At 62.8% G+C, this 13,620-nt stretch carries 11 protein-coding genes; all 11 read right to left on the bottom strand.

All coding sequences use genetic code 11. The features are described 5' to 3' along the window. Positions 1-18 precede the first annotated feature (18 nt). Entirely contained in the window at positions 19-2,157 is a 2,139-nt protein-coding gene (locus BLO49_RS02110) for a heavy metal translocating P-type ATPase (protein WP_090643593.1), read from the bottom strand. 93 nt (positions 2,158-2,250) lie between these two features. Then, positions 2,251-5,493 (bottom strand): efflux RND transporter permease subunit, encoded by a 3,243-nt coding sequence (locus tag BLO49_RS02115; protein ID WP_139159598.1) that lies wholly within the window; start codon positions 5,491-5,493, stop codon positions 2,251-2,253. After that, positions 5,493-6,650 (bottom strand): efflux RND transporter periplasmic adaptor subunit, encoded by a 1,158-nt coding sequence (locus BLO49_RS02120; RefSeq protein ID WP_090643597.1) that lies wholly within the window; start codon positions 6,648-6,650, stop codon positions 5,493-5,495. Before BLO49_RS02120 ends, BLO49_RS02115 begins: the two co-directional genes overlap by 1 nt. Next, complete coding sequence (locus BLO49_RS02125; protein WP_245678824.1) at positions 6,647-7,834, bottom strand: TolC family protein; 1,188 nt, start codon at positions 7,832-7,834, stop codon at positions 6,647-6,649. The genes BLO49_RS02120 and BLO49_RS02125 overlap by 4 nt, the downstream gene beginning before the upstream one ends. 127 nt (positions 7,835-7,961) lie before the next feature. Beyond that, the gene (locus BLO49_RS18095) at positions 7,962-8,369 is read right to left on the bottom strand and encodes a hypothetical protein (RefSeq protein WP_139159599.1); all 408 of its coding nucleotides are present in this window, start codon (positions 8,367-8,369) and stop codon (positions 7,962-7,964) included. Positions 8,370-8,492: 123 nt separating this feature from the next. Continuing rightward, entirely contained in the window at positions 8,493-8,708 is a 216-nt protein-coding gene (locus BLO49_RS02135; RefSeq protein WP_090643604.1) for a DUF2274 domain-containing protein, read from the bottom strand. A 4-nt stretch (positions 8,709-8,712) separates the two neighbouring features. Beyond that, complete coding sequence (locus BLO49_RS02140) at positions 8,713-9,891, bottom strand: TraB/TrbI/VirB10 family type IV secretion system protein (protein WP_090643607.1); 1,179 nt, start codon at positions 9,889-9,891, stop codon at positions 8,713-8,715. Further along, positions 9,884-10,879 carry a P-type conjugative transfer protein TrbG gene (gene trbG / locus BLO49_RS02145; RefSeq protein ID WP_090643609.1) on the bottom strand — a complete coding sequence of 332 codons (996 nt, stop codon included), beginning with the start codon at positions 10,877-10,879 and terminating at the stop codon, positions 9,884-9,886. The genes BLO49_RS02140 and trbG overlap by 8 nt, the downstream gene beginning before the upstream one ends. A 10-nt stretch (positions 10,880-10,889) precedes the next feature. Continuing rightward, positions 10,890-11,618, bottom strand: a complete 729-nt coding sequence (gene trbF, locus BLO49_RS02150; RefSeq protein ID WP_090643612.1) for a conjugal transfer protein TrbF — start codon at positions 11,616-11,618, stop codon at positions 10,890-10,892. Between the two features lie 56 nt (positions 11,619-11,674). Next, entirely contained in the window at positions 11,675-12,853 is a 1,179-nt protein-coding gene (gene trbL, locus BLO49_RS02155) for a P-type conjugative transfer protein TrbL (RefSeq protein ID WP_090643615.1), read from the bottom strand. Between the two features lie 27 nt (positions 12,854-12,880). Further along, positions 12,881-13,600 carry a P-type conjugative transfer protein TrbJ gene (gene trbJ, locus BLO49_RS02160; protein ID WP_090643618.1) on the bottom strand — a complete coding sequence of 240 codons (720 nt, stop codon included), beginning with the start codon at positions 13,598-13,600 and terminating at the stop codon, positions 12,881-12,883. Positions 13,601-13,620 lie beyond the last annotated feature (20 nt).

A 13,620-nucleotide genomic window follows, 5' to 3' on the forward strand; every position in this document is an offset into this window, starting at 1 on the left:
GAACAAGCCCCTGCCCGGTCATTTCCGGCTGGGCGCGCGGAAGCCTAGCAGACGCAGGGCGTTGATCGTGACGAGCACGGTCGCGCCCGTGTCGGCCAGGATCGCCATCCACAGGGTGGTCGTGCCCATTAGGGTTGTCACCAGGAAGATGGCTTTCAAGCCCAGTGCTAAGGCGATGTTCTGCCAGATATTGCCAAGTGTCGCCTTCGACAGATAAACCAGGTCAGCCACGCCGCCGACGCGATTAGAGAACAAGGCCACCTCAGCGGTTTCGATGGCGACATCCGTGCCGCCGCCCATGGCGATGCCAACAGACGAGGCTGCGAGTGCCGGCGCATCATTGATCCCGTCACCAACCATGGCGACGGGCCCGCTGGCCTTCAGCTCGCCGATAATCTTCAACTTCTCTTCCGGAATCAGCTTGGCGCGCGCCTGTAAGCCGACCGACGCGGCGATGGCCTTGGCTGCGCGTTCGTTGTCCCCCGTCAGCATGATCGACTGGATGCCCAAGGCGGTCAGTGCCTGAATGCCCGTCGTGGCGTCATCGCGAAGTTCGTCCCGGATTGCGATCAAGCCCTGCGCCCCGGTGCCAGTCATGACGACGACCACCGTCTTGCCCTGTCCCTCCAGATCATCGATGGTCTTTTGCACCTCGGGTGTGAACGGTGCCTTCTCAGCGGCAAACGACGGCGAGCCAACCGAGACGAAGCCGGATTTCAGGCGCGCTGTTACGGCTTTGCCAGGTTTGGCGACGGCCCCCCCGAAGCTGGCCGGAAGGTCCAGCTTTCGGGCTTCCGCCGCTTCGACGATCGCTACGGCGAGCGGGTGGGATGATGTTTTTTCCACGGCGGCGGCAATGGCGAGGACACTGTCTTCCTCGCCCTCCAAAGCAATGATGTCAGTTACCGTGGGCTTGCCTATAGTCAAAGTCCCGGTCTTGTCGAAAGCTACGGTCTTGATCTTGCCTAGGGTCTCAAGCGCTGCGCCGCCCTTTATAAGCAGGCCTTGACGCGCACCGGCCGACAAGCCTGACGCGATGGCCGCAGGTGTGGAAATGATCAACGCACAAGGGCAGGCAATCAGGAGCGTCGCGAGACCGCGATAGATCCAGGTCATCCAGTCCGCCCCGAACAGGAGTGGGGGTATAACAATGACCAGGGCGGCAACGACCATGGCGCCGGGGGTGTACCACAGGCTGAAACGATCGATCAGCCGTGCCGTCGGCGCCTTCGACTCTTGCGCCTCCTCGACCATGTGCACGATGCGGGCAATGGTATTGTCGGCTGCTTCATTCTCGATTTCGATGCGCAGTTCGGCATTGGCATTGATGCTGCCGGCAAATACCTTAGCGCCCGGTTCTTTGAGCACAGGTACGGATTCCCCCGTCACCGGCGCTTCGTTGACATCTGATGCTCCCGACACGACCTTACCGTCCGAAGGCACGCGGTCGCCCGGCCGTACCACGGCGATGTCACCGATCTTCAGATCGGCGACCGGGACTTCCGATATCTGCCCGTCTTTTTCGCGAAAAGCCGTCTTCGGCATCAGGTTGATCAAGGATTTGATGCCGCGACGCGCACTGGCGGCCGCGACGTTTTCTAATAGTTCGCCAACGGCAAACAGGAAGACGACTACCGCCGCCTCTTCCGCCTTGCCGATGCAGATGGCGCCGACCGACGCCACGGTCATCAAGGTTTCGATCGTGAAAGGCGTGCCTGACAGGATACCCTTGACCGCCTTGCGGGCAATCGGCAATCCCCCGATCAGGGTCGCCGCGACAAAGACCCATTGACGGGACGGCGGGAACAGCTGACCGATGAGAAAGGCGATGCCGACGGCGACCGCGGTGTAAAACACAAGTTTCGCCTTTGCGGTTTTCCACCAAGGACCCGTTTCGGCGGATTCCTCGTGGCCCGACGCGCCGTGTTTTTTCGGCTCAACGGGGACGGGTTTATAGCCCAACTTCGTCACCTTTGTTTCCACGTCCGCCTGTGAGGCCTGCGTCTCGTCCAGATCCAGGGACAACATGCAGGTTTGGTAATTGACGCGAATATTGGAAACCCCCAGCACCTTCTCCAGGGCGGTCTCTATCTTCAGCGCGCAAGAGGCACAGTCCATGCCCTCGACGCGGGTTCGATATGCAATCGTGTCGGCCATTGTCTACCTACTGGTTCTGTCATGCGCACAGGCACGACCTTAAATTCAAAGGGCACATGTCCAGGCGGAGCGCTCGCCTGGACATGCGTAGGCTTATTCTGCGGGCGTCTCAACACCTGCCGGCAGTGACCGCGTCGGCTTGACCCTTTGGCCGGCCGACAAGATCACTTGTGTGATTGCCGGCAGGACCAAAAGCGTGAGGATCGTCGCGGCCACGAGCCCACCGATCACGACGGTTGCCAGCGGCTTCTGCACCTCCGCGCCCGTGCCGCTCCCGATGGCCATCGGGATGAACCCGATCGCGGGGACGAGCCCGGTCATGATGACAGGTCTCACTCGTTCCATCGTACCGGTAACGATCGCCTCCGTGAGTTCAACACCCGCTTCCAGGCGCTCACGGATACTGGACATGACGACCAACCCGTTGAGGACCGCGACGCCGGACAGGCATATGAAGCCCACCGCTGCCGACACCGAGAACGCGATGCCTGTCCCAGCCAGGGTGAACACGCCCCCCGCCAAGCCAAGCGGGATAGCGGCAAAGACCGATATCGCCCGGCCTAGACCGCCCAGAGCCAGGTACAGGAGGAGGAAGATAACCACGAAGCATATGGGCACCACGATCATCAGACGGTCCGATGCCGCTTTCAGGTTCTGGAACTGCCCGCCCCACTCCAGCCATGAGCCGGTTGGCAGGGCAACAGACTCGACCTTAGGCATGGCGTCCTTGACGAAGGAACCGACATCGCGGTCACGGACATTCGCCTGGATGACGATGCGCCGCTTACCGTTTTCCCGGGAGATTTGGTTCAATCCTTCGGTCACACTGAATTGCGCGACCTGGGACAGAGGCACCGAACCCCGCACGCGGCCGCCCTCTTCCGGCAGCATGACCGGAAGCGCCTTCAAGGCATCGAGGTTGTCGCGTGTGCCTTGCGGCACCCGCACCACGATGTCGAACCGGCGATCCCCTTCGAAGACCAAGCCGGCCTCCCGCCCCCCCATGGCGGTCGCCACCGTGTCGGCGACCTCCTCGACGGTCAGACCATAACGGGCGATTGCGGCCCGATCGAACCGAACGTCAAGCGTCGGTGAGCCATCCGTCTGCTCGGCCTTGACGTCGGCCGCACCGGGTATGGTCTGGAGCTGGGCCACGATTTTCGCGGCCGAAGCACTCATCTTTTCCAGATCGTCGCCATAGAGCTTGATGGCGACATCGCCGCGAACGCCCGCGATCAGTTCGTTGAACCGCAGTTGGATCGGCTGGCTGACCTCATACCCCTGGCCGATCTGGCCGTTCGCCTTCTGCTCGATGCGCTCCAGGATGTCCTGCTTGGTCCTGACACCCTTCGGCCATTCCTTTTCCGGCTTCAGGATGACGAACCCGTCAGAGATATTGGCCGGCATCGGATCGGTGGCGACTTCGGCCGTCCCCGTTTTCGAGAACATCAAAGCCACCTCCGGCAGAGACGTGACGGCGCGCTCCACGCCTTTTTGCATGGCCACCGATTGCTCCAGCGAGGTGGAGGGCACGCGCTGCGAGGCCAGGGCCATATTTTTCTCGTCGAGTTGCGGGATGAACTCCTGGCCGAGCAGGGTGAAAACAAACCCCGACACGACAAATATCCCGAAGCCACCGGCAATGAAGGGCCAGGGCCGAGCAACGACCCTGGACAGGATCGGCGCGTAGATGCGCTTGATGTAGCGAATGATACCGACCTCCTTTTCCGTCACCTTGCCGCGGATCAGCAGGGCGATCAGGGCCGGCACGAAGGTCAGGGAGAGGACGAACGCCGCCGCCAAGGCTAACATGATGGTGATGGCCATGGGGGTAAACGTCTTGCCCTCGACCCCCGTGAACATCAGCAGTGGCGTGAACACCAGGAAAATGATGGCCTGGCCGAAAACGGTCGGCTTGATCATCTCCTGACTGGATAGCGTCGTTTCCTGAAGGCGTTCACTTAAGGTGAGCAAACGTCCTTCGTGATGCTGGCGTTCAGCCAGCCTGCGCAGGCTGTTTTCGATAATGATCACGGTGCCATCGACAATCAGGCCAAAATCGAGGGCGCCCAGGCTCATCAGGTTGCCCGGCACTTTCAGGGCGTTCATACCAATCGCCATCATCAGGAAAGAGAACGGAATGACCAGGACGGCGATGATCGCCGCCCGAACATTGCCGAGGAGGAAGAAGAGCGCGGCCGCGACCAGAATCGCCCCTTCCAGCAGGTTCTTCTGCACCGTATGGACCGTGGCATTGACCAGTTTGGACCGGTCAAGGGTCGGGGTCACCTTGATGCCAGGCGGCAGGGATTTGTCGACAGTCTTGAGTTTATCACCGACCGCCTTTGCCACGGTGCGGCTGTTTTCACCGATGAGCATCAGGGTTGTCCCGACCACGACCTCGTGGCCGTTCATGGTCGCCGCGCCCGTGCGCAGTTCGCCGCCAAGCTTCACGTCGGCCACGTCTCGAACGGCCACAGCAACGCCGCCCCGCGTGGCGACGACCGCCTCCCGGATCTCATCGAGGGACCGGATGCGGGCGTCGGCGCGGACGAGATAAGCTTCACCGCCGCGATTGAGAAAGTTGGCGCCAACCGATAGATTGGCCTTTTCGAGCGCCGTGGCCAGATCCGAGAAGGAGATGCCGTAGGCACTGAGTTTGACCGGGTCAGGTTCGACTACGAATTGCTTCTCGTAGCCGCCGATCGTATCGACGCCGGCGACACCAGTGACGGATCGCAGTTGCGGGGAAATAATCCAGTCCTGAACGGTCCGGAGATAGGCGGCGCGCGCCACCTCGTCCGACAGGCGATCCCCCTCCGGTGTCAGATAGCTGGCGTCGGACTGCCAGCCAGGTTCACCGTCCTTGATGGTTGCGCCCTTCCCGTCGGGACGGGCGAAGTCGATGGCATACATATAGACTTCGCCAAGACCCGTCGTGACGGGGCCAACCTGGGGCTGACTGCCTTCCGGCAGACTGTCGCGGGCCTGGGTCAGGCGCTCACTGACCTGTTGGCGCGCAAAATACAGGTCCGTGCCTTCGGAGAAAATGGCTGTAACTTGCGAAAACCCATTCCGTGACAAGGAGCGTGTCGTCTCCAGGCCGGGAATGCCGGCCAACGCGGTCTCTACCGGAAATGTCACGCGTTTTTCGATTTCGACAGGCGACAGGCCGGGATCAACAGTGTTAATCTGTACCTGTTTGTTGGTGATGTCCGGCACGGCGTCGATCGGCAGTTTGGTGAGCTGCCACGCGCCGATCCCGGCGATAAAGGCAAACAGAAGGACAACGGCCCAGCGGGCGCGCACGCTCAGGGCAATGAGGTTGGCGATCATCAGTGCTCCTCCCCTTCACCCTTGCCCAGTTCCGCTTTCAAGACAAACGCATTGCGGGACGCAATGGATTGGCCTGCCGACAAGCCGCTCAGGACCTCGACCCGGCCGGCCGAGGCCTGTCCGATCGTCACGGGTGTCGGTTTGAAACCATCGGCCGTGCGCACGAACACGACCGGCTTGCCTTCGACGGTCTGGACCGCATCTTCCGGGACGACAATGGCGCCGCTCCCGCCGGCCTGACTTGGCAGAAGACGCACCTTGACCGACATGCCGGGCGTCAATTCAGCGGTATCCGCGTCGATGACCGCCGTCGCAGCGCGCGTCTCCGCGTTCAGCGACGGGGTGACCGCTCGGACGCGCGCCTCCAGCACCTGACCGTTTGCCAAGTCAACCTGGACTCGGTCGCCCACCGCGAGACGCTGGGCGTCAGAGGCGCTAACAGGCGCCTCGATCTGAACGTGTTTGGGATCGGACACCCGGAACAGCTCTGTCTCCGGCTGGACGAAGGCGCCCAATGTCACCGTACTTGTTGTGACGCGACCCGTTATCGGACTGTTGACAGCGACGCTGTGACCGTCTCCGGTCACATGGGCGGCGCCGGCCGCCGCCTCGGCGCGGTTCAGTTCTGCCTGCGCGGCACTGGCTTCTGCCTGTGCCCGCTCGTAATCCGCGCGCGGCGATACCTTTTGCTCGAACAGCGACTTTTCGCGGACAAGATTCAGTTGGGCCAGGTTGGCTCTTGCCCTCGCGCTCGTCCGGTCGGCAGATATCTGTCCGGCATCGCGACTTTCTATTATCGCAACGGTTTCTCCAGCGCTCACTGGATCGCCAAGGCGTTTCAGTATGCGTGTGACCGCGCCACCGGCGCGGGCTGTCAGGATGGCCTGGCCGGTTGGCGTGGCCGTGACACTCCCTTGCGACAGGATTTCCGAGGACAGGCCGCCGACATTGATCGACGTGACGCCGATCGCCGCGGCCTGGATGGCTTCCGGAGTCACCTTGATCGTATCCAGGTGGCCGGCATCCTCAACGGACTCAGGCGCAGCGGTCGCTGCGGGTGTGTCTGCCGTCAATCGCGCCAGTCCGAAACCGCCGGCGGCCGCAAGCACGACGGCGAGCGCGCCGCCAAAGATCAGTTTGTTGTTGGTGCGGTTCATGACGCATCTCCAAAAGGGGCAATGCCTTGCAGGCGCGCCAGCGCGGCTTCGGCGTTCAGGCGTTCCAGTTTGGCGGTGAGCGTTTGCTCGCGGGCCTCAACCAGCGTACGCCGGGCCGTTACCAGCTCACTGAGCGGCAACTTACCGCTTTCGTAGCCAATGCGGGTCAACCGATAGGCCTCCGCCGCTGACTGCTCATTTGAGGTTGCGGCCTTCACCCGGCTGAAGGCGGCCCGCAAGCGCGCGCTTTCTGACTGAGCCTCCGCCTGTGCGTCCAGGCGCGCGATATTCATTCGTTGTTCGGCAGCGGCGAGGTCGGCCTGAGCGGCGCTGATATTGCCGCGATTGCGATCAAAGATCGGGAATGGCACGGACACACCCCCGACCAACGCATTGGCATCGTCACCGGCCAGGCGCCGCACGCCCACAGAGACAGTCAGTTCTGGACTGGCGCGTGTTTGCTCGACACGAATGAGCTTCGCCATCCGATCACGCTCGGCGCGCGCGGCCAGATAGACTGGACTTTGTACCGGATTGATTACCGGTATGGCTTCCGTCGTCTCAGCATGTGCCAGCAAATTACCGGCAATGGATGTGAATGGCGCCGGCGCATCGACAAGGGCGGATAGTTTGGCGAAAGCGCTGTCGCGCTCCGCCAGGGCCTCATCAATGTCCGCCTGCGCCGCGTCAACGGCGGCATTTGCCTGAATGGATCGCAGATCCGGCTCCTTGCCGGCTTTCACCAGGGCATTGGCAATCCGGGCATCCTCTTCGACCAGACCGCGCGCGTCGCGCGCCAATTGCAGTCGCACGTCAGCGGCTTCAGCCCCGGCATAGGCCTGTGCCAGATCGAAGGCGAAATCGGCCTGTGACTGCACTGATTTCGCCGTCGCCGCGTCGACACCCGCCTGCCCGGCCTCACGGCGAGCCAAACGCTTGCCGCCGAGTTCGAGAGTCTGTTCCACAGAGGCGGTCGTTTCCGCATTGTCACCACCGCGGAATGGGCCCTGCCCGCCAAAATTCTCCACTTCCAGGCTTAAGGTGGGGTTGGGTCGGGCAGCGGCCTGGCGGAATTGCCCTTGGGCGGATTGAACCCCCGCCTCTGCTTCTCGCACGCGTGGTGCCGTGTCCGACTGCCGCAGCAGCTCGGTGAATGAAGGCGCCTGCTCGGCGCACGCGGGCATGGCCAGCGCATACAGGCTCGCGCCTGCGACAGCCGCGCACAGCGGCCTTATCGATCGAAATCGCATGAAATACCTCGAAAAAGATTAGAACAGCGCGCCTTCCGGCGCGCGCGTCGATTGGACGGATCTAAGCTTTCGGAGGTTGGTCGGCCTGAGACGGGTCTATGCCTTGCAGAACGGTGATGCGGGCGGGCGCGAGGCGCGCGTCACCCAGTTGGTGTGGCGACGACGCTTCCATCGGCAAGGCGGGTGTACCCGAAGGCGCTTCTGCGTGATGGTGATGATGCATCTCCAGGACGTCGTTGCCGTGGTCCGCACCGTTGTCAGGGATATGTTTAATGCAGCCGGCTTCCCCGGGCTCGCAATTGCAGACCCAACCGCCATCGGGCAGTTGATGATCGCCGCACGCAATATGAGACAGAACGGAGGCGTTGGCTTGGACCGCCGTCATGCCCATACCTAAGGTCAGCGCGATGCAAAGCATCGTGCCAAACGCCCAAAGGCGAGACAAGACTGGCGAAACGGGTAATCTCACGGGTTCATCTTTGCGGCGGATAGGCCGGCAAGTCAATGACGCAGCCGCCGAAGATCACCTCGATAGCCGCATTCCGCTCTTGACGTCGCCCGATGGAAGTCAGACCGCTCAGATAGGCTGTGGTCACAATCTGCGTGTATTCCGGCTAACGCCCTTATCGGCCTGAAGGAAGGCTTCGACGATGTAGGGCACCAGGTCCGCGACCTGCTCAGCCACCCCGTAAGCCGCTTCATATCGCGCGGCGTACTCCTTCAGCGCTTGGTTCAGATCGGCACCGATGGTGATGGTCAATTTAACGGGTGTGCGATCGGGCAGTTTCGGCAATTTCAGGTCGGTCATTGCGTCAGTCCTCCGCTGCTTCTGTCAGGTCGAGGTCCTTCTCCACAATCAGCCGAAGCGGCCAGCCAGGGCGAACCGTCAAGCTGGGTTGGATTTGAAGGGCGCGATCGACGATCCGCTGGCCAGCCACATTGGCCGTGTCCTGCGTGGACTGGCGCAGCGCGGCGACCAGGCGGTCGTCGTCGTCACGGCCCAGCTCGCCGGCTATGCCAAGCAAGGTGGACAATCCCATGCCCTTGAGTAACTTCGCGGTGTGCGCGTCGACGCGATCTTCAAGGCCGGCAAACCCCTGCGTATCCGCCGCCGGCAGATTGTCGATTTCCAGGGAACGGCCGTCCGGCCACACAAAGCGCTTCCAGACGATCAGGATGCGGGATTGTCCATAGGCCACCTGGCTGTCGTATTTTCCGATGATCCGCGTGCCGCGCGGGATCACGACGGTCACGCCGGTCGCGGAATCCCTGACGTCACGGGTCACCTGCGCGAGCACAAGCCCTGGTAGGTCCGAATTCAGGCCCGTGATGAGCGCGGCCGAGATGACCGTGCCCGCCAACACGACCTGGGAAGTTGGCGCCGGACGCAGGGCGTGCGGGTTTAGGGTGCCGGCTTGGTTCGCTTGGGTGAGGAACGCTATCTTTTGACTCTGCGCGTTCGCGGAGATGTCCGACGCTCCCCGTGTCAGACGAGAAACCGTTGTCTCTGCCGGATCTGCTCGCACACCCGTGAGCGCCACGGCCGGCGAAGACGGCGCCCCCGTCATAGCGAAAAACAGTCCGTTGCCCGCCTGCGCTGTTGAGGTGCTCACCGCGTGGCTGCCCGGTTCGGCCATCGGACCGTCAGCCGACCCGGCATGCCGCTGGTGGTGCTCCAGGATCGGACGCCCCAGATCGCCGGGCAAGGGCGCACCCAGCTGCGGGACATCCGCATAGGTCTTCGGCAGGGCCGCGATCTGATCGGGCACACCGGCCTTATGCTTCTCCGGATCGCTCTCCTGACCAGACGATATTGTCGGATGGACCGACGTCGGGCCCAGGGATAGCCACACCATACCTGCCAAAGCCAGGCAACCGACGGCGGCACCGACGATCAGGACGTGACGCTTGATCCGGATGACCCGACGTGGCCGGGCGCGCAAGACCAGCATTTCCGGGTCAACCTTTTCGACGGGGACCGGCTTAGTCATGGCGACCTCCGGAAGCGGTGGTCGCGGTAATGCGGACAATTGCCTGCGGCTTTTCCCCGAGGCGAAGTTCCGCAACCTGGAACAGGCGGTCGACGATATAGAAGTTCCGGCTGACGCGGTAGTTGGTCAATTCCGCCTTCCCGTCTGGCCCGGCGAGGAAGAGCGGTGGCATCTCGGCCGCGTCAAGCGTCTTTGGGAACTCGATATAGACCCGCACTCCGTCATCAAAGGCGCGCACAGGCCGCCAGGCCGGCGCGCTTCCGGTGATCGCATAGCCGAAATGCAGGTCGTCGAGGGCGATCCCGTCCGCCGTCGGCGCCTTGACCGCCTGTGCTTTCGCGGTGGCCTGTACCGCCAGCAGTTCATCCTGCGGGTAACGCCACGAGATGGCGGCCATCGCGGTCGCGGGCGTGCTTTCGACCTGGAGGTGGTAGGTCCGGCGATCGGTCGCAATGACCAGATTAGTCGCCAGGCCCGATAGCTGCGGCTTGACCAGAATATGGACGGTTTGGTCCGTGCCGGCGCCGCTGTGTGTATTCCCGATGGTCCAGCGGGTGGTATCGCCCGCCGAAATCGCGATCAATTGCTCGCCGCCTTGCAGGGCGATGTCTGTCACGCGATCCGGCGCGGTATAGACACGGTACAACGCCCCGGCCCAATACGGAAACACCTGGATCGCGTTGATGAATCCGTCCGCGCGCGGCTCCTGAACGGCCGCTTTATTGGCGGCTGCGATACGATCCAGGGGCTTGGCGCCACCCGTAGCCACCGGGGTGACCTGGGGTACGGGCATGGAGAGGATCAGGCCCGCCGGCAGAACGGCTGTGTCCAGAGGGCGGACCGTCACGGCCGAAGCGATGGGCATCTGGCGCTGGGCGGGCGCAAAACGGGGTTCTACCGGTGGCCGCAGAGCGGTTCCTGCCGTCGCGCAGCCGGCGAGACCGGCGATCGACAGGGAGAGCGACAAAGTCCAAACGAGAGCATGCATGGGGAAGTCCTTAGGGCTGGGGGTGAGACACGGGTGAACTGGAGGCTGGGGCCAGGTCACCGGCATAGTCTTTCGACCAGGCAAGACTGGTGACGTAGAGCCCGAGCGGATTCTTGCGGAGCACATCGGCCAGGGTCGGTGTCTTCTGGCGAATGCCCAGAAGCGCGGTCCATCTCGTGGTCGAGGTCAGGACGCCCGCCTCGTACGTCTGCTCGATCCACTTGATTTGGAAGCTGTTGGCGGAGGCCCGCACGGTACTGGCGATGCTGACCGTGACGGACCGCTTGCCGACGTCGGCCAGGGGGTCGTTGACCCTTGCCTGATCGCTGAGGAAACGCGCGGCGTCGTCTACGGCGAACACATAGGCCTCCAGCCAGTTCTGGCGCGCGACGATCGGATCGGTCGGCAAGGCTCTGACGTCCGTAATGAACCGCGAGAGGAACCAAGCAATCTGCGCATCCGTCGGCTTGATCTCCAGCTCGGCGGGCGCGACGGCACGCACCCCCTCGGTTGGCCCGACCTCGACCACATAGGGCGTGACCCGGCTTTGGCTGCCCTGATAGATGAGACCGCCGGCGAGGATCGCGCTGACCGCGACCGCGCCAAAGGCCAGGGCGCGCCAATTCGCCGCCTGAGCCAAGGCTGAGCCCATGCGGTTATCCCAGACCTGGGCGGCCTTTTGATAGGGGGTCTCAGGTGTGGGAGTGTCGCCGTAGCGCTGGAGAGGTCGTTTGAACATGAGGGCTCCTTCGGCGGATCGCCGTTTGCGGGTGGGAACGTTCAGAATGTTTAGGCTTAGGACTTGTCGGCGATATCGGGTGCGGGCCCGCTACCGCCTTGATCGCCAGAGGACAGGGCCGACTGCACCATATGAATCTGCGTTTGGCGTTGGTGTTGGGCGTGCTGGCGCCGGGCCCAGGCCGGCGGCACGGTGTCTGTAGTTGGCGGGCCGCCGCCCCCCGGTCGCTGCGGCCCCGGACCGGGTGCGCCGCTCGGTGACCCGCCGGCGGGCGGTGACGAACTGTTGCCTGGCCCCTTTGGCACACCCGCCGCGGCCTTGATCGCCCCCAAGGCTGAGGCGCCCCCGCCGAGGACGGCGCGGGCGGCGCCGCCAGCCAGCAAACCTGCGCCCACGGCGGCGGCCGCTGTGCCGACGGCCGCGCCGGCCCCAAGCTGCGGCGCGCCGGAGACCAAACCGGAGGCGACGGTTGGACCAAATATGCCAAGGCCCAGCAGGGTCAGGGACGCCAGGGCCAGGGTGAGCGCTTCGACCAGGCTCGGGGTGGCCCCATTCAAGCCCGTCACATATTGCCCAAAAAAGGACGATCCGATGCCGACGATGACGGCCAGGACCATCACCTTGATGCCGGACGTCACGACGTTGCCGAGCACCCGTTCCGCCAGGAAGGCCGTCTTGTTCCAGAGGGCAAACGGAACAAGGGTAAAGCCCGCCAGGGTCGTGAGCTTGAATTCCAGAATGGTAATGAAGAGCTGGATAGCCAGCACAAAGAAGGAGAGAATGACGAGCAACCAAACGATCAGCAGGACGGCGATGGTCAGAAAGTTGCTGAAGAAGGTGTCCAGCCCCATCAAATCAGCCAGTTGCGTCATCAGCGGCTGAGCGGCGTCGAAGCCAATGCCTGCCAGCCGCCCCGGTTTCAGGAGGTCGCTCGCCGACAGGGTATTGGCGCTGGCATCCAGACCCAGCGTGGAAAAGGAGCGGAAGATCAGGTCCGCGAGATGTTTGAAGTTGTTGATGATGTAGGCGAAGGCGCCGACAAACAGGATCTTGCGGATAAGCCGGGAGAGGATATGGGCCTCTTCGTCGAGCAACCAGAACAGTGCGGCAAGCGTGACGTCGATGGCAATCAGAATGCTGGCGAGATGGCCAACATCGCCCTTCAAGAGGCCGAAGCCCGTGTCGAGATATTGGCTGAACACGGCCAGAAACTGATCAACGATGTTTAAGTCCATTTTCCCCTCCCGGAGCTTTCGGGGTTTTTAGTGTGGCGTGTAGGCGGAGCCGCTGCCGATGAAGGCCTTGGTCAGGGCCCGTGCGGCAGCCTCGGCCTGGGCCTTCCGGGCGAGGTCGAGCGCTTCGGCCCGGTACTGCGCGGACAAGAGGGTCGCAATCTGCATCTGCTGCTTGATGTTGAGGGCCTGTAACTGATTGGCCGCCTGCTGCGCCTGAAGCCCGCCTTCGCTGCCTTGAGAGGCCGTAACCAGATCGCTCAAGGTGGCCGCATCGGTGCTCAGACTTTCGTTGACCTTGGCTTGCACGAGAAGGGTCTGCTCGAACGCATCCATACTGGCCTGCCAGCGGGTCGTGGCCTCGTTGACCAGCCCACTCGACGTGGCGGCGGCGTAGGCGGCCGGGTACTGGGCCTTGAACGCTGCCTGCGTGCTCTGCAGGGTAAAGGCGATGCCTTTCGCCTGCTTCATCAGGTCCGTGATGGCCGCAAGATCGCCATTGAGACGGCCGAGCGTGTTCAGGTCCAGGGACTGCAGGTTCTTCGCCATGCCGATCAGCATTGTGGCCTCGTTCGACAGGCTCTTGATCTGGTTGTTGACCTGCTGCAGGGCCCGTGCCGCCTGGAGCACATTTTGCGCATAGTTCGACGGGTCATAGACCGCCATTTGCGCGCCCGCCGGCGCCACCGTCGTTGTCGCAAGCGTTAAAGCGATGATCGAGGACAGTAGGCAAGATTTCAAGCTAAACATCTGATACTCCTTGTATAAAT

The organism is Asticcacaulis taihuensis, assembly GCF_900100255.1.
Taxonomy (GTDB): Bacteria; Pseudomonadota; Alphaproteobacteria; order Caulobacterales; family Caulobacteraceae; genus Asticcacaulis; species Asticcacaulis taihuensis.

Coding starts and splice junctions, on each gene's coding strand:
- BLO49_RS02110 (WP_090643593.1), bottom strand. CDS start 2,157: ATGGCCGACACGATTGCATATCGAACCCGCGTCGAGGGCATGGACTGT.
- BLO49_RS02115 (WP_139159598.1), bottom strand. CDS start 5,493: ATGATCGCCAACCTCATTGCCCTGAGCGTGCGCGCCCGCTGGGCCGTT.
- BLO49_RS02120 (WP_090643597.1), bottom strand. CDS start 6,650: ATGAACCGCACCAACAACAAACTGATCTTTGGCGGCGCGCTCGCCGTC.
- BLO49_RS02125 (WP_245678824.1), bottom strand. CDS start 7,834: ATGCCCGCGTGCGCCGAGCAGGCGCCTTCATTCACCGAGCTGCTGCGG.
- BLO49_RS02135 (WP_090643604.1), bottom strand. CDS start 8,708: ATGACCGACCTGAAATTGCCGAAACTGCCCGATCGCACACCCGTTAAA.
- BLO49_RS02140 (WP_090643607.1), bottom strand. CDS start 9,891: ATGACTAAGCCGGTCCCCGTCGAAAAGGTTGACCCGGAAATGCTGGTC.
- trbG (WP_090643609.1), bottom strand. CDS start 10,879: ATGCATGCTCTCGTTTGGACTTTGTCGCTCTCCCTGTCGATCGCCGGT.
- trbF (WP_090643612.1), bottom strand. CDS start 11,618: ATGTTCAAACGACCTCTCCAGCGCTACGGCGACACTCCCACACCTGAG.
- trbL (WP_090643615.1), bottom strand. CDS start 12,853: ATGGACTTAAACATCGTTGATCAGTTTCTGGCCGTGTTCAGCCAATAT.
- trbJ (WP_090643618.1), bottom strand. CDS start 13,600: ATGTTTAGCTTGAAATCTTGCCTACTGTCCTCGATCATCGCTTTAACG.